We start from the raw sequence: 25611 nt of genomic DNA, 5'->3' as shown, positions 1-25611 counted from the left end.
GCAATTCACAAAACCAATATCATTTTAACATTGAATATCTTAAAAAAATGAAAGAATTACGCTATTTAAACAAATACTTCATCAAATATAAATATAGTTTCTCTTTAGGAATTTTAATCACCATAATCGCACAAATTTTTTCATTATTCACTCCAAAGCTAATTAGCAGGTCATTAAGTGCTATTGAAAAGTTCGACAAATTACCAAAAGCCGATCAGGTATCTAAAACAATTATAGCTTCGTACCATCAGGATTTGATTCATAATGTACTGCTAATCATAGCTACTACCATTGTTGCGGGCTTCCTGACCTTCTTAATGCGTCAGACTTTAATCGTAATGTCACGTCATATTGAATTTGATCTAAAGAATGAAGTCTTTAAACAATATGAAAATCTCTCGCAAAATTTCTACAAACAAAACAGAACCGGAGATTTAATGAACCGAATCAGCGAAGACGTATCAAAAGTACGTATGTACGTTGGCCCTGCCGTTATGTATACGATTAATACATTCATTCGTTTTGCCATTGTGATTATCTATATGTATAGTGTATCTCCCTTACTGACTTTGTATACGATTTTGCCCTTACCTATACTCTCTTATTGCATTTTCAAACTAAGTTCAGCCATCAATAAAAAAAGTACCATATTCCAGCAATATTTATCTAAAGTTTCGAGTTTCTCTCAGGAAATCTTTTCAGGAATACGAGTAATAAAGGCTTATTCTTTAGAAAATCAACATCAAAACAACATGGTTGCTCTTGCTGATGAAAGCAAGAAAAAGAGCTTGGATCTAGCCAAAGTACAATCCCTTTTTGGCCCCCTAATGATTGCTTTAATCGGAATCAGTAACTTGGTGGTGATTTATTTTGGTGGTGTTATGTACATTAATGGTACTATTCAAAGCATCGGAACTATTGCTGAGTTTATCTTATATGTAAACATGTTAACCTGGCCTGTTGCTTCATTAGGATGGGTTTCTTCTATGGTTCAGGAAGCCGAAGCTTCGCAAAAACGTCTAAATGAATTTTTGAAAATTGAACCGGAAATCAAAAATAACAATCAAAATCCATCCGATATTCAAGGCTCCATTTCTTTTGAAAACGTGAGCTACACCTATGAAGACACCAATATTGAAGCACTTAAAAATGTGACTTTTACAGTAAAAAAAGGAGAAACCTTAGCTATTTTAGGAAAAACCGGCTCCGGAAAGTCAACAATATTATCACTCATTTCACGTTTATATGATGTTACGCAAGGAAAAATCACAATTGACCAACATGAAATAAGTACTTTAAATTTAAATGATTTAAGAAACAACATTGGAATTGTTCCTCAGGATGCTTTTTTATTTTCAGATACTATTAAAAATAATATCAAATTTGGAAATCAGAATGCGACAGACGAAGAAGTTATTAAAGCTGCACAAAACGCTGTTGTTCACGACAATATAATTGCTTTCAACAAACAATATGACACTGTATTAGGAGAAAGAGGTATCACCCTTTCGGGCGGACAAAAGCAACGGGTTTCAATTGCGAGAGCGATTATTAAAAATCCGGCTATTTTACTTTTTGACGATTGCTTATCTGCAGTCGATACAGAGACAGAAGAGACGATTTTGAACAATTTGTTCGAAATTTGTAAAGATAAAACGACAATAATTGTCAGTCATCGAGTTTCTTCAGCGAAAAATGCCGACAAAATTATCATCCTTGAGGACGGTAAAATCATCCAACAAGGCTCTCATAATCAATTAATAAATCAGGAGGGTTATTATTCTTCGTTATATTTGAAACAACTTTCGGAAAAAGAATTACTTTAATTGTTGTGTAATCGATAATTTTTTATGATTTTTGAGTACTATTAATTCCAAAAATGATAGAACGTATTATGAGAGAAAATGACATGTTAGAAAAAGAAGAGATTTTTTCTAAAGTATTACGAGCAGGGAGAAGAACTTATTTCTTTGATGTGAGAGCGACAAAGGCTGACGATTATTATATCACGATTACCGAAAGCAAGAAATTTACTGAAGAAGATGGTTCATTTCACTTTAAAAAACACAAAATCTACTTGTACAAAGAAGATTTTAGTGCTTTCGCTGAAATACTTGAAGAGATGACTTCGTATGTCTTGAACCACAAAGGCGAAGAGGTAATTTCTGAAAGACACCAAAAAGATTTTAAAAAAGAGTACGGTTCTGATAAACCTGAAGGACAGAGATCTAGCTTTACTGATATTGATTTCGACGATATTTAGTCCTAAAAATAGCTTTTTAAAAAGTACGAGTCCAACATGTCCTGCATTTTGGACTTTTTTTATACCTTTAAATTATCGCTTCCTTTTCCAAAACCCGCAACAATGAAAAAAAAACTGCTACTTCTCTATTTCTTCTTTACTGCAAGTATCCTTTTTGCTCAAAAAACGGAGTATGAAATAAAATCCAATATTCAGTATTACGATTCTGCAACAAATAAAAATGACAATTACATTAACCAACGTTGCGTATTAGACATATATTATCCTAAAAACAAAAAGGGCTTCGCAACGATTCTTTGGTTTCATGGCGGTGGCCTAAGCGGAGGGCATATGGAAATTCCGGAAGCTCTGAAAAACAAAGGTTTTGCCATTGTAGGCATCAATTACAGATTATCTCCAAAAGTAAAAGCGGCTAAATGTATAGAAGATAGCGCAGCTGCCGTTGCCTGGGCTTTTAATAATATTGCAGATTATGGAGGTGATCCGGAACTGATTTTTGTTTCCGGACATTCCGCTGGAGGCTACCTGACTTCAATGATTGGTCTGGATAAAAAATGGTTACAAAAAGAAGGCATTGATGCCAATAAAATTGCAGGACTTATCCCTTTTAGTGGTCAATGCATTACTCATTTCGAAATCAGAAAAGAAAATGGAATTCAAAATACACAAGCAACTATCGATAATTATGCACCAATTTACCATGTTCGTTCCGACGCTCCACCAATCTTACTAATAACCGGAGATCGTGAAATGGAAATGCTGGGTCGCTATGAAGAAAACGCTTATATGGCCCGCATGATGAAACTTGTAGGACACAAACAGACCAAACTTTTTGAATTAGACGGTTATGGTCACGGAATGACTGAACCGGGCTTCCCATTACTCTTAAATGAAGTTAACCGAATTATAAAACAACGCGAAAAATAACCTTTAAAAACAAATCCACGGCAATGGAAACAAATTTATTAATACTACCCGGACTAGGAAACTCAGGCGAAAAACATTGGCAAACTTTCTGGCATGAAAAATTCAAAAACTCCAAACGAATTGTTCAGGACAATTGGGATGAGCCTATTCGTACCGAATGGATCGAAAGATTAAACGAGGAAATTTCCAAACTAAACAGCCCAACCATTCTTGTAGCGCATAGCTTAGCCGTCTCATTGGTATTGCATTGGGCTGCTTCAAATCACAACAAAAATATTGTCGGTGCACTCTTAGTAGCTCCCGCAGATGTAGACTCTCCCGAACATACTCCGGAATCCATCAGAAATTTTTCTCCAATACCAACTATAAAATTACCTTTCCCGTCTATTGTTGTAGCCAGCGAAAACGATCCTTACGCCTCCTTTGAGCGAAAAAAATACTTTGCCCAAATGTGGGGAAGTGAACTTGTCAACGTAGGGCAAAAAGGCCACATCAATTCGGACTCTGATTTAAAATACTGGGAAGAAGGACAGTTAATTTTACAACAATTAGTTGCAAAAATTAATACTATTTAGTCTCAGTTTTCAGTCTCAGTCTCAGTCTCGAAAAGCGGAATTGTGGTTGCGAAATGCAACCTGTAAGATGTAAAATGTAAAGCGTCTAATCTAAACTGAATACTGCGACTGAGACCGCGTCTGAGACTGAGACTGTGACTGCGCCTAAAAACTAACCAATCCGCAAGCCATTTTCGATTTTAAAATCGGGAGCCAGTAAGATCACATCACCCTCATCACCTACAGCACCAAGAACCAGGCATTCACTATTGAACTTCCCTATTTGTTTTTTAGGAAAATTAACCACGGCTACAATCTGTCTGTTAAGTAGCTCTTCTTTTGTATATCGTTTGGTAATTTGTGCCGATGATTTTCTGAGGCCAATTTCCGCACCAAAATCAATTGTAAGCTGATAGGCCGGTTTTCGGGCTTCGGGAAAATCATTTACACCGATTATGGTTCCTACTCGCATATCGGTTCTTTCAAATTCACTCCAGGTTAAATCCATTTTTATGTCGTCTTTATTTACAAACCTAAAAATTTTGTAATTATTGCCAGCAATTCTATAACTTTTTTTTGCACTTCATTTTTAATTTTACTAATCAAATTAGTATTGCCAACATTAAAAAACACGAAAAATGGAAAATAGTTTTATAAATACCTTCACTTCTTTTAGAGATACCGATCCTGATCTTGATGTAAAAGCACGAAACACTGATAAATACATACAAACTGCTCAAAACGTAAAACTATATGTAAGGGACTATGGCAAAGGGAAACCGGTCATTTTAATTCATGGCTGGCCACTGTCTAATGAGATGTGGGAATACCAAATTGATTTTTTGGTTCAGAACAACTTCAGAGTAATTGCCTATGACCGACGTGGATTTGGAAAATCTTCACAACCTTGGGATGGCTACGATTTTGACACTTTAACAGATGACCTCAACGAAATAATCGAACAACTTCAATTGGGCGATTTTACACTGATTGGGTTTTCTATGGGCGGCGGAGAAGTCGTACGTTACTTTAGCCGACATGACGGAAGAGGCGCTACTAAAGCGGTTCTAATCTCCTCAATTATCCCTTTTCTGTCAAAAACGGAAGATAATCCTGATGGGCGTCCAAAAGAAAAAGCCGATGCCACTGCTGCTGCTATCAAGGAAGACCGAATTGGTTTTCTGGATAATTTCGGAAAGACGTTTTTTGGCGTAAATGTGATCAACAAACCGGTAAGTAACGCTTTGTTAGAATACTATCGAATGCTTTGCTCCTTTGCCTCGCCACGAGCTACTTTGAAATGTGCCGAATCGCTTACGAATACCGATTTTAGGAGTGAGTTAGATACTATAAAAGTTCCAACGCTGCTCATTCACGGGACAGATGATAAAACCGTACCGATTGACCTAACATCAAAAAAAGCAGCGGAATCAATAGAAAACAGTACCTTCATTACCTATGAAGGTGCACCACACGGATTGTTTTATACCGAAAGACAAAAACTAAACAATGATTTACTGAATTTCTTAAATTCGTAAACCAACCCCAGAATATCCAAAAAGCTCTTTCATAGAGGGCTCTTTGGATATTTTTATTTCTTTTAATCTTTTAAATTATATTCTGCATTAATTTCGGCTACAACTTTCTCTGACTTACTAATACACAAATCGTAGACCTCTACTACTGAAGGATCTTCAAGGAAAAAGCAAATATTTCGACCTTCACTTCTATGGGTTAAAATAGCACTTATATTAGAAACCGAATCGGATGATTTTTTAAAGTTCTTGATATAATAATTAAAAAACATATCTTTTTTGCCCAAGTAGACACCTGATACTGTTTGCAATATTTTATATTGTTCCTGATATAAATCCATAATATCATTTTGCAGGATCAAGTTATCAATATCACCCATCTTTCCGGATGATTTAAATCCTTCAAATCTCCCATCATTTGGCAAAAGCAAAATCTTCAAAAAAATTGATCCTTGGTACTTTTTTAACGAATCGGCATTCACATCCTGATTTGGTTTTACATTTGCCAAATAATGAAATGCCGCCCTTTCTTTCAAACTGCCTTCTTTATCCTCTTTCATTTCTGATATGTCCTTTTTTAAATCAACCTTTAGCCCTAATAAAAATTGTTTAACTTCCATCTCTTTATGATGCAATATACTTTTTTCATGAAACCAAATAGAGAGCATAACAGCAAAAACAATTATTAAGATTTCAACAACTATTTTCTTCAATTTCTCCCATAAACTATATTTTTTACTATTCCAGCTGCTATAAGCATTACTTAAGTGTTTTATTGTTTCTAATTCCTGCATTTTAAATCCTTTACTATCTTACTATTATCTCTATGTACTTTATTTCTCTAGTACCATAATTTAAATTTAAGTAAAAATCTTACTTTTTTAAAATAAAACCAAATAATTTGTAATCAAATATATGTTAAAAATAAAATTAACGATTTTACCAAAAGTAGAAGCTTTGTGCGATACTTCCTTAATATTGGATTCTCTATTTTTTTAAACAGAATTTTAGCCTTATTTTTGAATAATCAATTCTCTACAAAATGGCAAAAACTCCTTCAAATATGTTACCTCTTGGAACTATTACTCCAAACTTCAAATTAAAGGACTCAAATTCTAACTATGAATATTCGTTTGAAGATTTAAAAGGATCAAAAGGGACTCTTGTAATTTTTATATGCAATCATTGTCCTTTTGTACTGCATGTTATTCCCGAAATTATCATGATCGCAAATGACTATCGTGTTCAGGGAATTGGAGTAATTGCGATTTCCAGCAATGATATTGAAAAATATCCTCAGGACGCTCCGGAACTCATGACGGAATTTGCTTTTCAACACAAAATAGATTTCCCCTATTTATTCGACGAAACGCAGGAAGTTGCAAAAGCTTTTGATGCTGCCTGTACTCCCGATTTTTATCTGTTTGATGCCAGCGACCGTTTGTTTTATCGTGGGCAATTAGACGATTCAAGACCTAATAACGGAATTCCACTAAGCGGGAGCGACTTACGAAGTGCTATAGATGCGTTAATCTATAACCGAACTTTAAAAGATTTGCAGAAACCAAGTATTGGTTGCAACATCAAATGGAAATAACCGTCCAGACTTTTCAAAAAGTTTAAGTATCTTTACGAATTCACCCAAACGATCACTCATGGCGAGTATTATACTATCAACCGTTTTTATACTACTGTTTTCTTTCAGGAGAAAACCGCTTGCCGCTGCATTTATTTCACATAGTAAGGCCTTTATTAATTAGGCCTCCGTCTACTTCAATTTCTTCTTTCAGGCGGAGGATTTACCTCTTTTTTTAATTTGTTTTATTTGAAAGAAGCTCTCTTCTGTCAAATAATCCCGTTTCAATCAATATCCCATTTACATTCATTTACTTCTAGTCACAATCTGTATATTTTATACATGTTGAGAACCGGAACCATTACTTTTTTTTCAAATAAATAAACAATAATAACACCATGAAACCAATCCCTATTTTCAGCTCCACAGATTATCAATTACTCCGAGAATTGATTTTAAAAAGTAAAAATGCTATTAATGCAAAAGAAATCGGTCAGCTTTCTCATGAATTAGACCGTGCGATTATCAGTAAAGACAGCACTCCTGATCCTTTAGTGATCCGAATCAATTCATTTGTCACTATTGAAGATGTAAAAGCCAAGAAGCAAATGAAAATTCAAATTGTACTACCTTCATTGGCAGATGTAAAAGCGGGGAAAATTTCTATCCTGGCTCCTTTAAGTGTAGCCATAATTGGATTTAAAGAAAACGATGAAGTCGATTGGGAGTTACCTGCCAGAATAAAATCTTTAAAAATAATTGCAGTGAGCAATACTTAATCTTTTAAACACCTCTTATATGCAGGTGTTTTTTTTATGTCTTGCAGGGAATAAAAAAAAGCATCCCGATTACAGCATGCTTTTTTAAGTCTTTACAATTGTGAATTAATATAATTCGTAATAGATACCATTTGTGTAGCATCTAAATGCGCTTTTTTACCCATTCTTACTAAGATTGGAGTCCATTCTTCCTGTGTAAATTTTTTAGGTTCGTACAATTTATGGCATTTTGCACAATTGTTTGAATACAAGTTTTGACCTTCCGCCAACTCAGGCGTCAATGTTACCCCTTTAGCAGTTTCAGTTGGTGGTACGGCTGGCTCAGTCGCAGCAACCGGAGCTGACTTTTGAGTACCGCAAGAAGCCAAAAATAAGGCCAACGCGGCAAAGGTTAAAAATGTTGATTTCATTAGCTTTGTTTTTTAAGTAAATATAAAAAAATCCCATTCGTAAATGAATGGGATTTATTATTTAGACAGTATTTAAATTAGAACAAAGCGGTCTAATTTCTTATTTTACTTCCATTAATTCAACGTCAAAAATCAAAGTTGCGTTTGCCGGAATAACTCCTCCTGCACCTGCAGATCCGTATGCTAAATGAGAAGGAATAACAAAACGAGCTTTGTCTCCAACTTGTAATAAAGCAATACCTTCATCCCAACCTTCGATAACCTGACCTTGACCTAATCTGAATTCGATTGGTTTTTTACGTGGGTAAGAAGAATCAAAAACTTTTCCTGTTTCTAAAGAACCTTCGTAATGTACTGCAACTGTTTTACCAGCTTCAGCTCTTTTACCATCTCCTTTTTGAATCATTTTGTAACGTAAACCACTTTCTGTTTTATCAAAACCAGCAGCAAGTTCTTCCATTTTAGCTTCAGCAGCCGCTTTTTCATTTGCCTCACGTTTAGCACGAGAACCTTCAAAAGTTCTGAAAGCTTCGATAGCATTCCATTTTTGAGCTTCTTCTCCTACTCTTACAATTTCTAAAGTTTCAAGAGCATCTCCCTGAGCAATTGCATCAACGATATCTTGTCCTTCAATTACGTGACCAAAAACAGTATGTTTTCCGTCTAACCAAGAAGTTGGAACGTGAGTGATGTAAAATTGAGATCCGTTTGTTCCTGCTCCTGCATTAGCCATAGCCAAAACTCCCGGACGATCGTGTTTCAAACTTGGGTGAAATTCATCATCAAATTTGTAACCAGGACCACCTGTTCCAGTTCCCTGAGGACAACCTCCCTGAACCATGAAATCAGGAATTACACGGTGAAATGATAATCCATCGTAATATTTATTCCCTTGTGGTTTGATTTTATTTTCTAAATTTCCTTCTGCCAATCCTACGAAGTTACCAACTGTACCTGGCGTTAAATCGTGAGTCAATTTTACTAAAATTGAACCTTTGCTAGTATTGAATTTAGCGTATATTCCGTTTTCCATTGTTATTATTTTTAATTTTGATTGCAAATTTACAAATTAATTCTATATCAACTTGTGCTTTCTATTTTTTCGATTTTGATTTATAAGTAACTCCATAAACTCCCAATGCCAGTAGGGCCAGAACAGCACATCCTATGGTCACAGCATGCCATCCGCCTAATTTCCACAATAACAATCCGTAAGCCGATCCTGCCGCAGTTCCCAAGAAGCTAAACGACATAAATACGGTATTTAATCTGTTTCTCGCTTCAGGCAAAAGCGAATAAACGCGGGTTTGATTTGAAATGTGAACGCCCTGAATTCCAATGTCAATAAAAACAATTCCGATCACAATTCCGATTACACTTTCTATTGAAAAATAGAAAACCATAAAACTGATTAACATTAACAAACAACCGTAACCCACTGCAACTCTAGGATTTCCTTTGTCTCCCATTTTACCAACCAAAGGTGCTGCTAAAGCTCCTGACGCTCCGACAATTCCAAAAAGTCCTATTGTAGCACTATTAAAATTAAAAGGCTCACCCGAAAGCAATAACACCATTGTAGTCCAGAATGCTCCAAATTGTGCGAAACAAAATACATTGATTAGAGTAGCTTCCCGTAAAACCGGTTGTGTTTTTATCAGTGTAAACAGTGATTTAATTAATTGACCGTAAGAGCCCTCAAATTGAGGTTTATTGACCGGTAATTTCTTCTGAATGGCAAAAAATATCAAAGTACAAATTCCTGCTGCAATCCAAAACATCGATCTCCATCCGAAAAGCTGGCCAATGAATCCGCTTAATGTTCGGGAAAGCAAAATACCAAGTAGTAATCCGCTCATAATTGTTCCAACTACTTTTCCACGTTGTTCAGGAGCAGTTAAAGAAGCTGCTAAAGGCAAAATAAGCTGTGGCACTATCGAAGTGATTCCGATAAGCAATGATGCAATTTGCAGAACAAAAAAGTTCGTAGACGTCGCAGCAATAATTAAAGCAATTACCGTGGCAAAAGTCGTCATTAAAATTTGTTTTTTACGTTCGATTTTGTCCCCAAGCGGTACCATAAAAAACAGTCCGATCGCATAACCTGCCTGAGTCAGATAGGTAATGGTTCCGGCACTTGCTTCGGGAATTTTAAATTCGTTGGCGATTAAAACAATCAGGGGTTGGCAGTAATACAGGTTTGCAACTATCAGTCCGGTGCAAGCTGCCATGAATAAGACATTCGTTTTAGATAAATTCATTTTGCAAAAATACTATTCTAATTTCAACCTAAACTTTAAAAAAATTATAATTTTTTGGTTGTGTTTTTTCTTGAGGGGCAAAGATTCAGAGGTACAAAGGTTCAGCGTTTCTTTGAATCTTTTTTTCAAACCTTTATCCCCTTGTTTTTTTTTAAAAGCTCAATCTCGATGTCAGGCTGAGCGGAGTCGAAGCCCTTTTTACCTAGCCAGCCTTCGACTACGCTCAGGGTGACAATAGTTCATAAAAGAATGTTTAATTGATATCTAGAAGGCGTTTTTAACGAGACAAACAGAGAAGTCGCAGCGTCACAAAGTTTTTTTTCACTTTTCACTTTTTAAACCGCTGTACCTTTGCGCCTTTAAACCTAAAACTTCATAAAATCTTCCCGCATTGGGCTAAAAACATCGGTTAAAAGTCCGCTTTCTAAGCAAACAACACCGTGAATGGCATGAGGAGGAATATAAAAACTGTCTCCTTCTTTTAAAGTCTGTGTGACACCATTAATTGTAACATCAAATTTACCGCTTGCAATATAGGTTACCTGCGAATGATAGTGTTCGTGCAAAACGCCAATTCCACCTTTTTCAAAATGAACATTCACCAACATGACTTTATCATCGTAGGCCAGAATTTTACGCTTGATACCTTCCCCTACTACTTCCCACTCTATTTCATCGCCTTTTATAAACGTTTTACTCGATCCGAAACTTTGCATATTTGTTTTATTTTTAATTGAATTCTTTCATTTGTTTTTCAAAATTCCTGATGAATTTAAGAAGGTTAAGCAAGGTTTTTTCATCCGAAATATTTCCGTCAGAATCCAATTTACCTCTAATTCCTTGTATCAAAAGTTGAGTTTCCTCATTAAATTTAGCTTCAATTGTTTTCATGATCAGGCTTAATTGCTCATGGCCTTTTTCTCCGGACGCAGAAGCCGTGATCAAACCTACATTTTTATTTGAAAACACCGTAGTAGAAACACACCATTCTAAGGCATTTTTCAAACTTCCGGGCAAACTAAATACATATTCGGGGGTACAAATTATGACCCCACTTGCCGTCTCAATTTTATTTCTGAAAGCCTGTACTTCTTCGGGTGGACTTTCGGTATCCAGATCCGGATTAAAATGAGGAATACGTTCTAAATCTTCGAATATTTCTACCATAAAATCACTGCTTATATTTTCCGAAATGAATTTCAGAATTTTAAAGTTACTCGAGTTCTTTCTAGTACTTCCTGAAATAGCCATTATGATTTTCTGCTCGCCCATTGCCTTTATTATTCTGCTGAAACAGCAAATTCTACCGCCGCTTCCGAATGAATTTTTGTCGTATCAAAAACCGGAACCGGAACGTCTTCCTGACTAATCAGCATTGGAATTTCGGTACAACCCAAAATTATTCCCTCTGCTCCGTTTTCAATTAATTTTTCAATAATCGAAAGATAGGCTCTCTTGGTTTGTTCTTTTATTATTCCTCGTCCTAATTCTTCTTTTAAGGTTTGCTGCACAAAATCTCTTTCTTCCTGAAGAAAAGGAACAATGGCTTCTATGTTATTTTCTGCCAGTTTTTTGAAGTAAAAATCCATTTCCATAGTGAATTTCGTTCCCAACAAACCGACTTTTTTCAATCCTTGTTTCTTTATTGCATTTGCTGTGGCGGTCACTACATGTACAAATGGTAAATTAATTTCCTGCTCCAGTCTGTCTGAAACCGCATGAGCCGTATTGGCACACAAAACAATGGCATCGGCACCGCTTTTTTCGAGGTTTTTGCAGGCATTTAAAAGCAAATCAAAAGTGGCATCCCAATTTCCGTTGGTGTTATTTCTTTGAAAATCATCAAAATTCACCGAGTAAATAATGCATTCGGCGAAATTAAGTCCACCTAACTTTTCGTTGATGCCTTCGTTGATAAATCGGTAATAATCAATTGTCGAAATCCAACTGATTCCGCCCACAAGTCCTATTTTTTTCATAGTTGTATTTTTCAATTCTAAGGTTTTATTTTGGTTATTAAAATCGAGTACTCGCTAGATCGCTTTTCATTAACTGCAATTCACGCATCAAATTATTTCGTTTAAAATAAGCTGCGAGTTCGTTTAATCTTTTTTTGTTATCGTATTTTAAACCGGAATTTATTTTTTTCTGACAGTTTGAGCACAATCGGATAGAATGTTCGTCTGTCTCCGGTATGCTATTTGTTCCATTCATCACGCAATTGGCCTCAATACAATGCGCTAATCCAAACATGTGCCCGAGTTCGTGTGAACTTACTTTCAACAATCGCGATAAAAACAGATTAAAATTGGCTTCTGTTAATTTTTCATCCTGTAATCTATAAATGGAACTTACTCCTATTTTCTGTGTGTAAGATGCTAATCCAAAAACGTAATTCCAACTAGGGGAAGGAAATAAATCCAGTTCTGTCAATCCCATTACAGCAATTCGGTTTAAAGGCTTATCCTTTTTTAAAACACTGTCTAAAATATAACCTGCCAACAGCTCCTCCTGCTCTTCTCTTCCTATTCTTCTGGCATGAGCAGGAATAATATTATTTGAAGCGGTTTCCAAAATTTTGGTGTCCAATTGAAAATAGATTTGCAGATACTCCCTCGTCAATTCAATTTGTTTGGTTTGCAAAGCCGTAAAACTGCCAATTGGTTTTAGATAAATAATATTCGCCTCTTTGGTTGGAATAATGTGTTTTGATTTCATGAATTTTTCAAAACTCTGCCCTTTTTCGTCACGATCATACAACCAGTCACCGGGCGCAGGTGGAGCAAGCGCAACATCATTCTCTTTTATATCTTTAAAATAGGCATCCTCTTTATTTGAATTACAGGAATAAAAAAGTACAATAACTAAAAGAAAAAATTTTCTCATATAGGCCGTGGCATAAGGTTAAAGGATTGGAAATAGATTTACGGTTTATTTTTATAGCATTAAAGAAATAAAATAATTTTAAATTGACTGTTACCTGGCTGTTATGAATCATAAAAGCGCTTCCGAAATTCTATTCCGGGTCTTGGAATTCAAAAAGTAAATCTAGCTTTATTTATCAGAATTTGAATCATCAAAGTTGTCAAAATAGGTAAAATCCTGTGTTATTTTTCCTTTATCGATTGTAAAAATCTTGCAGATCGGAAGTTTGAATTTTGTGCTATCAGCAGCTGTACCTGTTGAGACAAGTTCTACAATTATATGTTGTTCATCTGAGGGATAAATTTTGACAATTTCACTATGCAAATCGGCAAACAGGGTATTTAGCTTATTGTATTTGTTAATGGTCTGTCTTCGGGTTTGAATGGTCATTTCAGGCCCAAATGACGGATCCTTAAAATCTGCTATTGGCGAATACAGCGTTGCCAGTTCGTTCCATTGGTGGTTATTGTAATATTCGAAATATTGTTTTACTATTTTTTCCTTCTTTGACGGATCCAAATTGGGTGTTTTTACCTGATCCTTGCAGGAGTACACTATAAAAATCATACTGAAAAGCAGTGCTACATTTTTCATACTAAAAGGATTATTTTAAGCCCGATCAACTTCTTCCTATTTAAATTAAAAATACTAAAAAACATTCAATAAATCTTCGTGTTATGAAATGTTTGCAGCCTATAATTCGATATTTACATCTTCAATTTTTAAATCTTTAAAAATTCGCTACTTTTTACTTTGTATCTTTGCCGCACAGAACTATTGAAGAAAAGAAATGCGAATTGATATTATAACGATTTTGCCGGAATTATTAAGAAGTCCGTTTGAGGCTTCTATTATGAAACGTGCTATTGACAAAGGTTTGGTCGAAGTACATTTTCATAATTTGCGTGATTATACGACAAACAAACAAAAAAGTGTCGACGATTATCCGTTTGGCGGTGGTGCCGGAATGGTGATGACGGTTCAACCTATTGATGCCTGCATCACACATTTGAAAAGCGAACGCGAATACGACGACATCATATATATGTCTCCGGATGGTGAAACTTTAAACCAAAAAATGGCCAACACCATGTCGATGTATGAAAACATCATCATTTTATGTGGTCATTATAAAGGGGTTGATCAAAGAGTTCGCGATCACTTTATTACAAGAGAAATCTCGATTGGTGATTATGTATTATCGGGTGGAGAATTAGGTGCTTTGGTTTTATCCGATGCTTTGATCCGATTAATTCCGGGTGTTTTGAGCGACGAAACCTCTGCATTAACAGATAGTTTTCAGGACAATTTACTTTCGGGACCTATTTATACCCGTCCCGCAGATTATAAAGGATGGAAAGTCCCGGATGTTTTAACCAGCGGTCACTTTGCCAAAATTGATAAATGGCGTGAGGATATGGCGTATGAGCATACTAAGAACAGACGTCCGGATTTGTTGGAGGAGAAATAGGTTTCACGTTTCAGGTTTCAGGTTTGAGTCTCAATCCTTGTCTCAGTTTACAAATAAAAAATACAAATGTCACGCTGAGCGAAGTCGAAGCGCTTCGCTCAGCGTGACATTAAATTAGTACTAAGCACTCGTGCTAAAAAACTTCAAAATAATTACTTGTACGTTTTTAGCTTTTTTCATACATTTATAAGATTGAATTACAGCAATTTAAAAAATAAAACTATGAAAAACGCACTACTAAAACTTACTTTTTGCCTTGTGTTTCTAATTTCGTCTGCGGGTATTGCACAGGCTTTAAACAAAAAGTCCTTAACCTCTGAATTAGGTAAAACAGAAGGAATTTCTTTAGATGCTAAACAGAAAAGCAGTTTTGACAAAGCCAATAATGACCTTGTTACCGGATTATTTGACATTGACAAAAAGAAACTCCCACAAGCAGACCGGGACAGTAAAATAGATGGTTTGTTTGACAAAAGAGATAAAAGCTTATCTTCTTCATTAGGAGCTGACAAATACACCGATGTGAAGAAAAAAACAGATAAAAACATCAAACAACTGAAACGAAAAGTTAAATTAGCCAAGCTGGTACTGTAATTTATCAATCAGGAAATTTCTTTGGCCGAAACGTTTGAGAACTAGTTTACAGTCTCAGTTCTCCGTCTCAGTTCACAAAATCAAAATTAACAACTGACAATCAGAACCTTACTCCTGATACACACTTAAAAATAGTGGCAATAAAAAAGTTGCAAATTAAAACTAAAGTTGTATTTTTGCAGCCGAATTAGACTAACCTCTGGCGAGATCCGTGAATGTTACTCTATAAAAAAACCATAATTAAAATTATCATGGCAGATTTAATGAAATTCGTTCAAACCGAATTAGTTGCTAAAAAAGATTTCCCTGTTTTCGGAGCTGGAGACACTATTACAGTTTTCTACGAAATTAAAGAGGGTGAAAAAACAAGAACTCAGTTTTTTAAAGGAGTTGTTATTCAAAGAAGAGGTTCTGGTAACACAGAAACTTTTACTATTCGTAAAATGTCAGGAGCTATTGGAGTTGAGCGTATCTTCCCAGTAAACTTACCAGCTTTACAAAAAATTGAAATCAACAAAAAAGGAGCTGTACGTAGAGCTAGAATTTTCTACTTCAGACAACTTACTGGTAAAAAAGCTAAGATTAGAGATAAAAGAAGATAATCATTTATCTTTTTGTCATAAAAAATCCGTTTCATATTATTTGAAACGGGTTTTTTTTATGCCTTCTTTTCAAATTAATAAAACCGTAATTTTTTAATATCAAAACGATCAATTTGATAATTTAAAGACTTCGAAATAACAATCTGATAATTTGTTTAATTCTCCTTAAAACGCAACCGTTTTCGGAGTGTTTTTATTATATTTGCTCCGCTCATTTTGAGCCGACTATACCTTTTAATTACCATTTCGCGGTAATACGATTATAAAAAAAAAGAAAATGACACAAAATTCAAAAATTTTTTACACCTTAACTGATGAGGCGCCATTGTTGGCGACTTACTCTTTTTTACCTATTGTTCAAGCGTTTACCGCAACGGCTGGTATTGCAATTGAAACAAGAGACATTTCGTTAGCAGGCAGAATTTTATCTAATTTTCCTGAGGTTTTGACAGATGCTCAAAAAACGGTTGATGCTTTGGCTGAACTTGGTCAATTGGCAACACAACCGGAAGCCAATATTATCAAATTACCAAACGTTTCTGCTTCAGTACCGCAATTAAAAGCGGCGATTACTGAATTGCAGTCACACGGTTATAACATTCCAAATTATCCGGAAGAGCCTCAAAACGATGCTGAAAAAGAAATCAAAGCTAAATATGCTAAAGTTTTAGGTTCTGCTGTAAATCCTGTTTTACGTGAAGGAAACTCTGACCGTAGAGCGCCAAGAGCGGTAAAAAACTTCGCAAAAGCAAATCCTCATTCCATGGGTGCGTGGTCTGCTGATTCTAAAACCAAAGTAGCTTCTATGTCAAATGGTGATTTCTACGGAAGCGAAAAATCACTTACTGTTACGGAAGCAAATGATGTAAAAATCGAATTCGTTGCTAAAGACGGTTCAACTACGGTTCTTAAAGCCAGTACTCCATTAAAAGCAGGTGAGATTATTGACAGTTCTGTATTACACTTAAAGGCTTTAAAAAGTTTTGTTGCTGAAACTATCGCAGAGGCAAAAAAAGAAGGTGTTTTACTTTCTGTTCACTTAAAAGCTACGATGATGAAAGTTTCAGATCCAATTATCTTTGGCGCTATCGTTGAAGTTTATTTTGCTGATCTTTTCAAAAAATACGAAACTTTATTCAATGAATTAAACATCGACACCAGAAATGGTTTGGGTGATATTTACGCTAAAATTGCAGGAAGACCTGAGCAAGATGAAGTAGAAGCTGCTATTGACGCTGCGATCGCTAACGGTCCTGCATTAGCAATGGTAAATTCTGATAAAGGAATTACCAACCTGCATGTTCCTTCTGACGTTATTGTTGATGCTTCTATGCCGGCAATGATTCGTACTTCAGGACAGATGTACAATAAAGAAGGAAAACAACAAGATACTATCGCTATTATTCCGGATCGTTCTTATGCCGGAATTTATACTGCAACTATTGATTTCTGTAAAAAACATGGTGCTTTTGATCCTAAAACAATGGGAAGTGTTCCTAACGTAGGTTTAATGGCTCAAAAAGCAGAAGAATACGGATCTCACGATAAAACTTTCCAAATGAAAGAAGAAGGTGTTGTTCGTGTAGTTGATAAAAACGGAACAGTTTTGATGGAACAAAGTGTTGAAGCAAATGACATTTTCAGAATGTGTCAGGCTAAAGACGCTCCAATTCAGGACTGGGTTAAACTAGCGGTAAACAGAGCTCGTTTATCTGATACTCCGGCTGTTTTCTGGTTAGACGAAAACAGAGCGCATGACAGAGAATTGATCGTAAAAGTTCAAAAATATCTTAAAGACTACAATACTGTAAACTTAGACATCCGTATTTTAAATCCGGTTGCTGCTACAGAATTTACTTTAGACAGAATTATCAAAGGATTGGATACAATCTCTGTAACAGGAAACGTTTTACGTGATTACTTAACGGACTTATTCCCAATTTTAGAATTAGGAACTTCTGCTAAAATGCTTTCTATCGTTCCGTTAATGAACGGTGGTGGATTGTTCGAAACCGGTGCAGGTGGTTCTGCTCCTAAACACGTTGAGCAATTTACAGAAGAAGGTTATTTACGTTGGGATTCATTAGGAGAGTTTTTAGCACTTGGAGCTTCGTTGGAGCACTTAGGTCAGACTTTAGACAATTCTAAGGCGCTTGTTTTATCTGAAACTTTAGATCAGGCCAACGACAAATTCTTGGCAAATGATAAATCTCCGGCACGTAAAGTAGGTCAAATTGACAACCGTGGTTCTCATTTTTACCTTGCTTTCTATTGGGCACAAGCATTAGCCGCTCAAAATAAAGATGCTGAATTAAAAGCGATTTTCACTCCAATTGCAGCTCAATTTGAAGCAAACGAAGCTAAAATTGATGCAGAGTTAATCAGTGCTCAGGGGAAACCTCAAACACTTGGCGGATACTATCAGCCGACTCCTGAATTAGTAAGCAAAGCAATGCGTCCGAGCGCTACATTCAATGCAATTCTTGCTGAAATAAAATCATAAGCAGTTTTAATTATATTGCTATTAAAGAAGACAACCTCAAACGGTTGTCTTTTTTTATTAACTCATATTTAACAATCGTTCGACACTATATTTTAATAAGAATTGTTAACTATGTATATCAAAACCACGACAATGATTCCAAAAAAAATTAACCTTTTTATTCTTCTTGTTCTAACGGCTCTCACTTCATTTTCTCAAGAAAAATTCACATTAAGCGGTACCATAAATGACTTTAAAAATAATGAAACCTTAATCGGGGTAAACATTTATATTCCTTCCTTAAAAATCGGAACTACAACAAATGAATACGGTTTTTATTCCTTAACCATTCCCTCCGGTAAACACGAAATCGAAATCAGTTATGTGGGCTATCAAACCATTCAAAAAACAATTGACTTAAATCAAAACACTAAAACTAATTTTTCGCTACAGGAAGGTGGTGAAGAACTTCAGGAGGTTGTAATTACGGATAACAAAGGGAAGATCAACATCAAATCGCCTGAAATGAGCACCAATAAACTCTCGATTTCAACCATCAAAAAAATGCCGGTTGTTATGGGTGAAGTCGATGTTTTGAAATCGATTTTGTTACTTCCGGGTGTTACCAATGCCGGTGAAGGTGCTTCGGGATTTAATGTCAGAGGTGGTGGAGCAGATCAGAATTTAATTTTGTTAGATGAAGCCACTATATTTAACTCTTCGCACGTATTTGGATTCTTTTCGGTTTTCAATCCCGATGCTATTAAAGATTTAAAACTATACAAAGGCGGAATTCCGGCACGATACGGCGGAAGAGCCTCCTCTGTCCTCGATATTTACCAAAAAGACGGAAGCAGCAAAGGTTTTCATATGAATGGCGGAATCGGATTGATCTCGAGCAGATTGCTGGCAGAAGGTCCACTGGTAAAAGACAAAGGTTCATTTTTGATTGGAGGAAGAGCTTCTTACGCCCATCTGTTTTTAAAATTATCCGAAGATCAAAAAGACAATTCTGCCTATTTTTATGATTTGAATACTAAATTGAGTTATAAATTAAATGACAACAACAGCTTGTATTTATCCGGGTATTTTGGTCGCGATGTTTTTAGTATTAATAAAAGTTTCTCGAATACTTACGGAAATACAACTTTAAATCTTCGTTGGAATCATCTGTTTTCCAGTAAAGTATTCTCCAATTTATCTTTAATTTACAGTGATTATTATTATGGTCTTGATTTAGATTTGGTAGGTTTCAAATGGGATTCCGGAATTAAAAACTACAACATCAAATACGATTTCAAACATTATATTTCAGATAAGTTCAAATTGAATTATGGTATAAACGGAATTTACTATGGATTTAATCCCGGAACGATCAAACCGACCGGTAACACTTCAGGAATTAATCCCGATCAGCTAGACAAAAAATATGCTTTTGAACCTGCTGTTTATATCGATGCCGAAAGTCAGTTTTCAAAAAGAATTACGGTTTCTTACGGATTGCGTTACAGCTTATTTTATCGTTTGGGCGAATCTACTATTAATTATTATGACAACGACAGTCCGGTTGTTTTTGACTCTAATACGCAGATTTATAAAAAAGGAACTCCAATCTCAACGAAGTTTTATGGCAAAAATAAGGTTATTCAGAGTTACGATAATCTGGAGCCGCGATTCGCAATTTCTTATCAATTAAACGATGATGAGGCCTTAAAAGCCAGTTACAACAGAATGGCGCAATACCTTCAATTGATTTCGAATACCTCATCACCTACTCCGCTTGACGTCTGGATGCCTAGTGACAATTACATCAAACCTCAAATCGCCGATCAGGTTGCCTTGGGTTATTTTAGAAACATCAACAACGGAGCTTACTCGCTTGAAGTGGAAGCGTATTATAAAAAAGTACAAAACCGTTTAGACTATATCGATGGTGCCGATCTGATTGCCAATGATGCTATTGAACAGGTTATTCTAAACGGACGTATGAGATCGTATGGTCTAGAACTAATGCTTAAAAAAAATGAGGGTAAATTTAACGGATGGGTTTCTTATACCCTGTCCAAATCAGAACAACAAACACCGGGAAGAACTCCTGAAGAAACCGGAATAAACGATGGTCGCTGGTACAACTCTGTTTATGATAAAACACATAATTTAGCGATTACATCGGCTTATAATTTAAACGAAAAATGGTCTTTTGGCGCTAACTTTACTTTACAGTCCGGACAGCCTGTTACCTATCCGAATGCGCAATACGAATATTTAGGAATAACGGTACCAAGCTACGGATTGAGAAATGAAAATCGTCTACCTGCTTACCATCACCTGGATATTTCGGCAACTTTGACACCAAGAAAAAACAAAGACAGAAACTGGAAGGGAGAATGGGTATTTAGTATTTACAATCTATATAATCGCCAAAATGCGGCCTCTATTAACTTCCGTCAAAATGTAGACACTGGTGCAAACGAAGCGGTGAAAACCTCCATTTTTGGAATGGTACCGGCAGTAAGTTACAATTTCAAATTTTAAAAATTATTTTCTTCCAAAGAAAAACAAAAGATAAACCATGAAAAAAGCAAGTTTTTTAATCGTACTTTTTATATCCCTTTTCTTCACAAGCTGTGAAGAAGTTGTTGATGTAGAATTGGATACTGCACCTCCAAAATTAGTAATCGAAGCTGCCATAACCTGGCAAAAAGGAACCTCCGGGAATCAACAAATTATAAAACTAACCACTACAACGGGTTATTTTCAAAACGTAATTCCAACGGTTTCGGGTGCTGTTGTGTCTATAAAAAATAGCAAAAACGAACAATTCAATTTTATAGAAAGCCCTAAAAAAGGTCAATATGTTTGTACCACTTTTAAACCTGAAATTGAGGAAAATTATACTTTGACAGTAGTTAGTGGCGGAAATACGTATACGGCGAGTGAGATTTTAAAATCGGTAGCTCCGATCACTCGACTGGAACAAAACAACGAAGGCGGCATTACCCGAAAAGATATTGAAGTAAAAGCTTTTTATACAGATCCTGGCGACGCAGAAAATTATTATCTATTTAAATACACCTATTCCAGCAAAGTAACGTCTACCTTTTATGCTTCCGAAGATAAATTTTACCAAGGAAATGAAATTTTCAGCAGCTCGGATGATGATGAATTAAAACCCGGAGATCAAGTTGAAATTGTCCATTACGGAATCTCAAAATCGTACTATAATTATATGAATATTTTAGTGAGTATTGCCGGTAATAATAGCGGTGGCCCCTTTCAAGCTCCTCCTGCAACAGTAAAAGGAAACATCATTAATACAACCGATAAACCGAATTATCCTTTGGGTTACTTTTCTCTTACCGAAACGGATTCAAAAAAATATACTATCGAATAACACCCAGACAAATGGAAGCCAGAATTGAAATTGCAGCAGAAAAGAAACTCATCGGAAAATACATTGCCATGTCTTTCCTGGACAATAAAACCTTTCAGTTGTGGTCGTCTTTCATGCCGCATCACAAAGAAATAAAAAACAAAATTGGAACTGATTTGTATTCGTTGGAAGTTTTTCCCGTCGGTTATTTTAATGAATTTGACCCCAAAAATGATTTTGAGAAATGGGCAGCGGTTGAAGTTTCTAATTTCAGTGAAATACCGTCAGGAATGGAAGATTTGGTCATTCCTTCCGGATTATATGCTGTTTTTATTCATGAAGGAGAAAATACGAAAGCCCATAAAACCTATCATTCTATATTTGTAGAGTGGTTACCAAACTCGACTTACACGGTTGACGATCGCCCGCATTTTGCCATAATGGGCGAAAAGTACAAAAAAGACGATCCGAATTCGGAAGAAGAAATCTGGATTCCAATAAAAAATAAAATTTAGAAACCATGTCAATCAAAACACTACAATCACTTTTTGAACGGGATCTTACTAAATTGAAACTCGAAATTGAATCGTATCAAGATGAATCTAAAATTTGGGTCATCGATAAAAACATTCTAAATTCAGGTGGAAATCTTTGTTTGCATCTTATTGGAAACATCAATCATTTTATCGGTGCGCAAATTGGCAAAACCGATTACATTAGAAATCGGGAGTTAGAATTTTCACAAAAAGACGTACCAAGAACCGTATTGGTTCAAAAAATTGAGGACACCTTAGCTGTAGTAAATCAAACTCTTGACACGCTGGACGAAGCTGATTTAGAAACCATTTACCCGCTAATTGTTTTTGAAAAAGAAATGACAACGGACTTTTTTCTGGTGCATCTTGCGACGCATTTAGCGTATCATCTAGGGCAAATCAATTACCACAGAAGATTGCTGGATACAGCGAAATAAAAAAAGATTTCGAAAAAAAATCTAAACCCTCAACCTATGTAAATGTTTTAAAAATTAGAATTAAGTAACCTTTGTCCTTCACAATTCTAATTTTTAAAACATGAAACATTTACTTTCAATCTTATTATTTATTTGCGGCTTATCTGCTGAAGCACAAACTTTCAAAAATCCTGAATCCCTATTTGACCCAACACCTTATGGTTTCAGTCATGCCTCTTCCGTAAAAGCAAATGGTAACCTCGTTTACATTTCGGGGCAAAGTGGCGGTCTAGGCAAGGAACATCTTTTGAGTTCCGATTTCAGAGAGCAAGTTCAAATTGCCTTAAAAAATCTCACAACGGTTCTGGACAGTTACCGTTTAAAACCGGAAAATGTCATGAAAGTGACTCTTCTGATCGTCGATCATTCTTCAGAAAAATTAAAAATATGGGAAGAAGAAGTTCGCAAAACATGGAAAAACAAACCCTTTCCTGCCAGTACCCTAATTCCCGTTACCAAACTGGCAATTGACGGAATGTTAATTGAAGTTGATGCCGTTGCTTTCCAACCAATAAAATAAATTGGTACCCAGTCAAAGCCTATAACTTTCGTACATTTGCAGCACATTTCAAATCAAAACGCTAAATGTCTTCACACCATATCGTACGCGACGACCAGGAACCGGCTTTAATCATTGCTAACGGAGCAGCTTGCCATCCGGAATTATTAGGACAACTGCTCGAATGGTCTCCATTGGTTATCGTGCTGGATTCTGCCATCGAAAGAGTGATTGAATTAGGCATAAAAGTCGATGTCCTTTTAGGCGATTTTGATCGTGGTTTTGATCCTGAAATTTACAAAACCACTCAATATCCGATTGAGATTGTACACACCCCCGATCAAAACAAAACCGATTTAGAAAAAGCTTTTGACTATTTAATTGATCGAAAAATCCCTGCAGCTAATGTTGTTTGGGCTACCGGAAAACGTGCAGATCATACGATAACCAACTTAACCAATATTGTTCGCTATCGAAATTTGCTTAAAATTGTTATTCTCGACGATCATTCCAAGATATTTCTGCTTCCGAATAAATTTGAAAAATGGTACACGGCCAAAACCCCCATTTCATTAATTCCGATTGGAGTTGTGAATGGTATTTTCTCCACTAATCTGAAATATCCATTAGAAAACGATACGCTTACAATTGGTTACAGAACCGGCAGCAGCAATTCTGTTGCAAAAGATGGGTTGGTTACGATTACACATTCCAACGGTGATTTATTGCTAATGGAATGTATGGATTAATTTCCTTTAAATTGCATTGCTTATGTTACTGTGCTAATTACCGCAAGGCTCGCAAAGTTTAATTATAACATTATGACTCCTTTTTAATTTAGGCCTAATTTTTTTTGCACGCAGATTTAGCAGATTGCACAGATTTTTTTTATAAGAGGCAAGGATCAGCCTAATCTGCTAAATCTGCGTGCAAAAGAAAACCTTTGCGAACCTTTACTTTATTTTAATTGCAAAGTTTAGTTATAGCTTTGCGAACTCTTTACTTTTAAATAAAACAGCAATAAAAATTCTTTGCGAACCTTGCGCTTAAATTTCCTAACCACAAAGCTTGCAAAAAGAAAACAAATGACCCGAAAAGCTTTAAAGAGTGGCTCTCTACACCATTATAAAGAAAACCTTTTCACAAAACTGACACTATTCTGTCAAGGCTAGGACAATCCTTTTCATAAGAGCATCTTCACAAAAAAGGAATGACTATCTTTGCACCCAAATTCACAAAATGAAAGCAATAGACAATTCCGAAAAAAACAATTTACATCCTAGAAATCTGCATCGCTCCCGATATGATTTCGAACTTCTTATTACCAATTGTCCGGAATTAAAAAAATACGTGGCCGTAAATGTTCACGGAGTAGAAACTATTGATTTCAGTGATCCAAAAGCTGTAAAAGCGCTTAATAAAGCATTATTACAAACCTACTACGACATTCAGAATTGGGACATTCCTTCTGATTATCTTTGTCCTCCAATTCCGGGACGTACCGATTACATTCACTATCTGGCTGATTTATTAGCCGAAACGAATAACGGAATCATTCCTGAAGGAAATTCTGTTTTAGGTTTAGATATCGGAACGGGAGCAAATTGCATCTATCCGATATTAGGGAACGCTATTTACGATTGGAGTTTTGTGGGTACCGACATTGACCTAAAAGCAATTCAAAACTGCAGTAAAATTATCGAAGCCAATCCAAAACTTATTGACGCGATAAGTTTACAGCAACAAACGGAATCCAGATTTATATTCAAAAACATCGTCACACCGGAAGATCGTTTTACATTTACCATTTGCAATCCTCCTTTTCATGCTTCTGCCGAAGATGCCAATCAAAGCACCGTTAGAAAAGTTTCAAATCTAAATCCGAAAGAAAAAAAGAAAACAAATCCTGTTTTAAACTTTGGAGGTCAAAATGCAGAATTATGGTGCGATGGCGGCGAAATAGGTTTTGTCACGCAGATGATTTATGAGAGTGCCAAATATCCAATGCAGTGTTTATGGTTTACAACTTTGGTTTCTAAAAGAGATAATCTTTCCAGTATTTACAGAACTTTAAACAAAGTAAATGCTGCTGCCATAAAAACAATAGATATGGCTCAAGGCCAAAAAACAAGTCGTATTATAGCATGGACTTTTTTGACTGAGGAACAAAGGAAAAACTGGAAAATTTAAATAAAATTCTTACAAAATAACTTTTGCTTTGATTTTTATTATATCTTTGTATTCAAATAGGTAATACCTGTTCAAACGTGGCGGTGAAACATCTACCATAAATGTATTGCTAATACATCGTTCACAGGGGCTATTTTTTAACAAAAATATCTAAAAGG

The 25611-nt window shown here is 35.7% G+C and carries 27 protein-coding genes and 1 pseudogene; 18 read left to right on the top strand and 10 right to left on the bottom strand.

Annotation, left to right across the window (positions count from 1 at the left end; all coding sequences use genetic code 11):
- Positions 1 to 47: 47 nt before the first annotated feature.
- The 4 genes from ACHRV5_RS11685 (at position 48) to ACHRV5_RS11670 (ending at position 3765) form a co-directional block, all read left to right on the top strand.
- The gene (locus ACHRV5_RS11685; protein WP_395426866.1) at positions 48 to 1826 is read left to right on the top strand and encodes an ABC transporter ATP-binding protein; all 1779 of its coding nucleotides are present in this window, start codon (positions 48 to 50) and stop codon (positions 1824 to 1826) included.
- Positions 1827 to 1894: 68 nt separating this feature from the next.
- Complete coding sequence (locus tag ACHRV5_RS11680; protein WP_029268690.1) at positions 1895 to 2263, top strand: PUR family DNA/RNA-binding protein; 369 nt, start codon at positions 1895 to 1897, stop codon at positions 2261 to 2263.
- 102 nt (positions 2264 to 2365) lie between these two features.
- The gene (locus ACHRV5_RS11675) at positions 2366 to 3190 is read left to right on the top strand and encodes an alpha/beta hydrolase (protein ID WP_230004993.1); all 825 of its coding nucleotides are present in this window, start codon (positions 2366 to 2368) and stop codon (positions 3188 to 3190) included.
- Between the two features lie 23 nt (positions 3191 to 3213).
- A complete protein-coding gene (locus tag ACHRV5_RS11670) occupies positions 3214 to 3765 on the top strand; it encodes an RBBP9/YdeN family alpha/beta hydrolase (RefSeq protein WP_395426865.1) in 552 nt (183 codons plus the stop codon).
- Positions 3766 to 3916: 151 nt separating this feature from the next.
- On the opposite strand, the gene ACHRV5_RS11665 is transcribed toward ACHRV5_RS11670, so the two are convergent.
- On the bottom strand, positions 3917 to 4252 hold the full coding sequence (locus ACHRV5_RS11665; protein WP_047775451.1) for a tRNA-binding protein: 336 nt from the start codon (positions 4250 to 4252) through the stop codon (positions 3917 to 3919).
- 130 nt (positions 4253 to 4382) lie between these two features.
- On the opposite strand from ACHRV5_RS11665, the gene ACHRV5_RS11660 reads away from it, so the two are divergent.
- Positions 4383 to 5282 carry an alpha/beta fold hydrolase gene (locus ACHRV5_RS11660; RefSeq protein ID WP_395426863.1) on the top strand — a complete coding sequence of 300 codons (900 nt, stop codon included), beginning with the start codon at positions 4383 to 4385 and terminating at the stop codon, positions 5280 to 5282.
- 62 nt (positions 5283 to 5344) lie between these two features.
- Here the strand turns inward: ACHRV5_RS11660 and ACHRV5_RS11655 are convergent, their stop codons facing one another.
- Positions 5345 to 6073: a hypothetical protein gene (locus ACHRV5_RS11655; protein ID WP_047775449.1), complete on the bottom strand. Its 729-nt coding sequence runs from the start codon at positions 6071 to 6073 to the stop codon at positions 5345 to 5347.
- A gap of 248 nt (positions 6074 to 6321) precedes the next feature.
- On the opposite strand from ACHRV5_RS11655, the gene ACHRV5_RS11650 reads away from it, so the two are divergent.
- Positions 6322 to 6876 (top strand): thioredoxin family protein, encoded by a 555-nt coding sequence (locus tag ACHRV5_RS11650; protein WP_395426862.1) that lies wholly within the window; start codon positions 6322 to 6324, stop codon positions 6874 to 6876.
- A gap of 377 nt (positions 6877 to 7253) precedes the next feature.
- Positions 7254 to 7634 (top strand): GreA/GreB family elongation factor, encoded by a 381-nt coding sequence (locus tag ACHRV5_RS11645; RefSeq protein WP_395426861.1) that lies wholly within the window; start codon positions 7254 to 7256, stop codon positions 7632 to 7634.
- A 92-nt stretch (positions 7635 to 7726) separates the two neighbouring features.
- Here the strand turns inward: ACHRV5_RS11645 and ACHRV5_RS11640 are convergent, their stop codons facing one another.
- From ACHRV5_RS11640 to ACHRV5_RS11605, 8 genes and pseudogenes are all read right to left on the bottom strand, one after another.
- The gene (locus ACHRV5_RS11640; RefSeq protein ID WP_395426860.1) at positions 7727 to 8044 is read right to left on the bottom strand and encodes a cytochrome c; all 318 of its coding nucleotides are present in this window, start codon (positions 8042 to 8044) and stop codon (positions 7727 to 7729) included.
- A gap of 100 nt (positions 8045 to 8144) precedes the next feature.
- Positions 8145 to 9077 carry a peptidylprolyl isomerase gene (locus tag ACHRV5_RS11635; protein WP_047775443.1) on the bottom strand — a complete coding sequence of 311 codons (933 nt, stop codon included), beginning with the start codon at positions 9075 to 9077 and terminating at the stop codon, positions 8145 to 8147.
- Positions 9078 to 9138: 61 nt separating this feature from the next.
- Positions 9139 to 10305, bottom strand: a complete 1167-nt coding sequence (locus ACHRV5_RS11630) for an MFS transporter (protein ID WP_395426859.1) — start codon at positions 10303 to 10305, stop codon at positions 9139 to 9141.
- Positions 10306 to 10670: 365 nt separating this feature from the next.
- A complete protein-coding gene (locus ACHRV5_RS11625) occupies positions 10671 to 11021 on the bottom strand; it encodes a cupin domain-containing protein (protein WP_395426858.1) in 351 nt (116 codons plus the stop codon).
- 13 nt (positions 11022 to 11034) lie between these two features.
- Positions 11035 to 11577, bottom strand: coding sequence for an NADPH-dependent FMN reductase (locus ACHRV5_RS11620; RefSeq protein WP_395426857.1), 543 nt, complete (start codon positions 11575 to 11577; stop codon positions 11035 to 11037).
- Between the two features lie 8 nt (positions 11578 to 11585).
- Positions 11586 to 12284, bottom strand: a complete 699-nt coding sequence (locus tag ACHRV5_RS11615) for an aspartate/glutamate racemase family protein (RefSeq protein WP_230004984.1) — start codon at positions 12282 to 12284, stop codon at positions 11586 to 11588.
- 37 nt (positions 12285 to 12321) lie between these two features.
- A complete protein-coding gene (locus ACHRV5_RS11610) occupies positions 12322 to 13191 on the bottom strand; it encodes an archaemetzincin (RefSeq protein ID WP_395426856.1) in 870 nt (289 codons plus the stop codon).
- Positions 13192 to 13359: 168 nt separating this feature from the next.
- A pseudogene (locus ACHRV5_RS11605) lies at positions 13360 to 13662 on the bottom strand (nuclear transport factor 2 family protein); the annotation flags it as partial.
- Positions 13663 to 14020: 358 nt separating this feature from the next.
- Here ACHRV5_RS11605 and trmD point away from each other — a divergent pair.
- The 11 genes from trmD (at position 14021) to rlmF (ending at position 25453) form a co-directional block, all read left to right on the top strand.
- Complete coding sequence (trmD, locus tag ACHRV5_RS11600; protein WP_395426855.1) at positions 14021 to 14701, top strand: tRNA (guanosine(37)-N1)-methyltransferase TrmD; 681 nt, start codon at positions 14021 to 14023, stop codon at positions 14699 to 14701.
- A 222-nt stretch (positions 14702 to 14923) separates the two neighbouring features.
- Positions 14924 to 15295, top strand: a complete 372-nt coding sequence (locus tag ACHRV5_RS11595) for a hypothetical protein (RefSeq protein ID WP_395426854.1) — start codon at positions 14924 to 14926, stop codon at positions 15293 to 15295.
- A 251-nt stretch (positions 15296 to 15546) separates the two neighbouring features.
- Positions 15547 to 15897 carry a 50S ribosomal protein L19 gene (gene rplS, locus ACHRV5_RS11590; RefSeq protein WP_047775758.1) on the top strand — a complete coding sequence of 117 codons (351 nt, stop codon included), beginning with the start codon at positions 15547 to 15549 and terminating at the stop codon, positions 15895 to 15897.
- 277 nt (positions 15898 to 16174) lie between these two features.
- The gene (locus ACHRV5_RS11585) at positions 16175 to 18400 is read left to right on the top strand and encodes an NADP-dependent isocitrate dehydrogenase (RefSeq protein ID WP_395426853.1); all 2226 of its coding nucleotides are present in this window, start codon (positions 16175 to 16177) and stop codon (positions 18398 to 18400) included.
- Between the two features lie 132 nt (positions 18401 to 18532).
- On the top strand, positions 18533 to 20914 hold the full coding sequence (locus ACHRV5_RS11580; RefSeq protein WP_395426852.1) for a carboxypeptidase-like regulatory domain-containing protein: 2382 nt from the start codon (positions 18533 to 18535) through the stop codon (positions 20912 to 20914).
- Positions 20915 to 20951: 37 nt separating this feature from the next.
- Positions 20952 to 21773 (top strand): DUF4249 domain-containing protein, encoded by an 822-nt coding sequence (locus ACHRV5_RS11575; RefSeq protein WP_395426851.1) that lies wholly within the window; start codon positions 20952 to 20954, stop codon positions 21771 to 21773.
- 11 nt (positions 21774 to 21784) lie between these two features.
- Entirely contained in the window at positions 21785 to 22267 is a 483-nt protein-coding gene (locus ACHRV5_RS11570) for a GyrI-like domain-containing protein (protein ID WP_047775426.1), read from the top strand.
- 5 nt (positions 22268 to 22272) lie between these two features.
- Positions 22273 to 22725 carry a DinB family protein gene (locus ACHRV5_RS11565; protein ID WP_047775424.1) on the top strand — a complete coding sequence of 151 codons (453 nt, stop codon included), beginning with the start codon at positions 22273 to 22275 and terminating at the stop codon, positions 22723 to 22725.
- 100 nt (positions 22726 to 22825) lie between these two features.
- Positions 22826 to 23284, top strand: coding sequence for a RidA family protein (locus tag ACHRV5_RS11560; RefSeq protein ID WP_395426850.1), 459 nt, complete (start codon positions 22826 to 22828; stop codon positions 23282 to 23284).
- Between the two features lie 65 nt (positions 23285 to 23349).
- Positions 23350 to 24012 carry a thiamine diphosphokinase gene (locus ACHRV5_RS11555; RefSeq protein WP_395426849.1) on the top strand — a complete coding sequence of 221 codons (663 nt, stop codon included), beginning with the start codon at positions 23350 to 23352 and terminating at the stop codon, positions 24010 to 24012.
- A gap of 490 nt (positions 24013 to 24502) precedes the next feature.
- Positions 24503 to 25453 carry a 23S rRNA (adenine(1618)-N(6))-methyltransferase RlmF gene (gene rlmF / locus ACHRV5_RS11550; RefSeq protein WP_230004973.1) on the top strand — a complete coding sequence of 317 codons (951 nt, stop codon included), beginning with the start codon at positions 24503 to 24505 and terminating at the stop codon, positions 25451 to 25453.
- Positions 25454 to 25611: the final 158 nt, after the last annotated feature.

It is taken from the genome of Flavobacterium sp. FlaQc-52, from assembly GCF_044007495.1.
GTDB lineage: Bacteria > Bacteroidota > Bacteroidia > Flavobacteriales > Flavobacteriaceae > Flavobacterium > Flavobacterium cupriresistens.
This window is presented reverse-complemented; position numbering and strand designations above follow the sequence as displayed.

Coding starts and splice junctions, on each gene's coding strand:
- ACHRV5_RS11685 (WP_395426866.1), top strand. CDS start 48: ATGAAAGAATTACGCTATTTAAACAAATACTTCATCAAATATAAATAT.
- ACHRV5_RS11680 (WP_029268690.1), top strand. CDS start 1,895: ATGAGAGAAAATGACATGTTAGAAAAAGAAGAGATTTTTTCTAAAGTA.
- ACHRV5_RS11675 (WP_230004993.1), top strand. CDS start 2,366: ATGAAAAAAAAACTGCTACTTCTCTATTTCTTCTTTACTGCAAGTATC.
- ACHRV5_RS11670 (WP_395426865.1), top strand. CDS start 3,214: ATGGAAACAAATTTATTAATACTACCCGGACTAGGAAACTCAGGCGAA.
- ACHRV5_RS11665 (WP_047775451.1), bottom strand. CDS start 4,252: ATGGATTTAACCTGGAGTGAATTTGAAAGAACCGATATGCGAGTAGGA.
- ACHRV5_RS11660 (WP_395426863.1), top strand. CDS start 4,383: ATGGAAAATAGTTTTATAAATACCTTCACTTCTTTTAGAGATACCGAT.
- ACHRV5_RS11655 (WP_047775449.1), bottom strand. CDS start 6,073: ATGCAGGAATTAGAAACAATAAAACACTTAAGTAATGCTTATAGCAGC.
- ACHRV5_RS11650 (WP_395426862.1), top strand. CDS start 6,322: ATGGCAAAAACTCCTTCAAATATGTTACCTCTTGGAACTATTACTCCA.
- ACHRV5_RS11645 (WP_395426861.1), top strand. CDS start 7,254: ATGAAACCAATCCCTATTTTCAGCTCCACAGATTATCAATTACTCCGA.
- ACHRV5_RS11640 (WP_395426860.1), bottom strand. CDS start 8,044: ATGAAATCAACATTTTTAACCTTTGCCGCGTTGGCCTTATTTTTGGCT.
- ACHRV5_RS11635 (WP_047775443.1), bottom strand. CDS start 9,077: ATGGAAAACGGAATATACGCTAAATTCAATACTAGCAAAGGTTCAATT.
- ACHRV5_RS11630 (WP_395426859.1), bottom strand. CDS start 10,305: ATGAATTTATCTAAAACGAATGTCTTATTCATGGCAGCTTGCACCGGA.
- ACHRV5_RS11625 (WP_395426858.1), bottom strand. CDS start 11,021: ATGCAAAGTTTCGGATCGAGTAAAACGTTTATAAAAGGCGATGAAATA.
- ACHRV5_RS11620 (WP_395426857.1), bottom strand. CDS start 11,577: ATGGGCGAGCAGAAAATCATAATGGCTATTTCAGGAAGTACTAGAAAG.
- ACHRV5_RS11615 (WP_230004984.1), bottom strand. CDS start 12,284: ATGAAAAAAATAGGACTTGTGGGCGGAATCAGTTGGATTTCGACAATT.
- ACHRV5_RS11610 (WP_395426856.1), bottom strand. CDS start 13,191: ATGAGAAAATTTTTTCTTTTAGTTATTGTACTTTTTTATTCCTGTAAT.
- trmD (WP_395426855.1), top strand. CDS start 14,021: ATGCGAATTGATATTATAACGATTTTGCCGGAATTATTAAGAAGTCCG.
- ACHRV5_RS11595 (WP_395426854.1), top strand. CDS start 14,924: ATGAAAAACGCACTACTAAAACTTACTTTTTGCCTTGTGTTTCTAATT.
- rplS (WP_047775758.1), top strand. CDS start 15,547: ATGGCAGATTTAATGAAATTCGTTCAAACCGAATTAGTTGCTAAAAAA.
- ACHRV5_RS11585 (WP_395426853.1), top strand. CDS start 16,175: ATGACACAAAATTCAAAAATTTTTTACACCTTAACTGATGAGGCGCCA.
- ACHRV5_RS11580 (WP_395426852.1), top strand. CDS start 18,533: ATGATTCCAAAAAAAATTAACCTTTTTATTCTTCTTGTTCTAACGGCT.
- ACHRV5_RS11575 (WP_395426851.1), top strand. CDS start 20,952: ATGAAAAAAGCAAGTTTTTTAATCGTACTTTTTATATCCCTTTTCTTC.
- ACHRV5_RS11570 (WP_047775426.1), top strand. CDS start 21,785: ATGGAAGCCAGAATTGAAATTGCAGCAGAAAAGAAACTCATCGGAAAA.
- ACHRV5_RS11565 (WP_047775424.1), top strand. CDS start 22,273: ATGTCAATCAAAACACTACAATCACTTTTTGAACGGGATCTTACTAAA.
- ACHRV5_RS11560 (WP_395426850.1), top strand. CDS start 22,826: ATGAAACATTTACTTTCAATCTTATTATTTATTTGCGGCTTATCTGCT.
- ACHRV5_RS11555 (WP_395426849.1), top strand. CDS start 23,350: ATGTCTTCACACCATATCGTACGCGACGACCAGGAACCGGCTTTAATC.
- rlmF (WP_230004973.1), top strand. CDS start 24,503: ATGAAAGCAATAGACAATTCCGAAAAAAACAATTTACATCCTAGAAAT.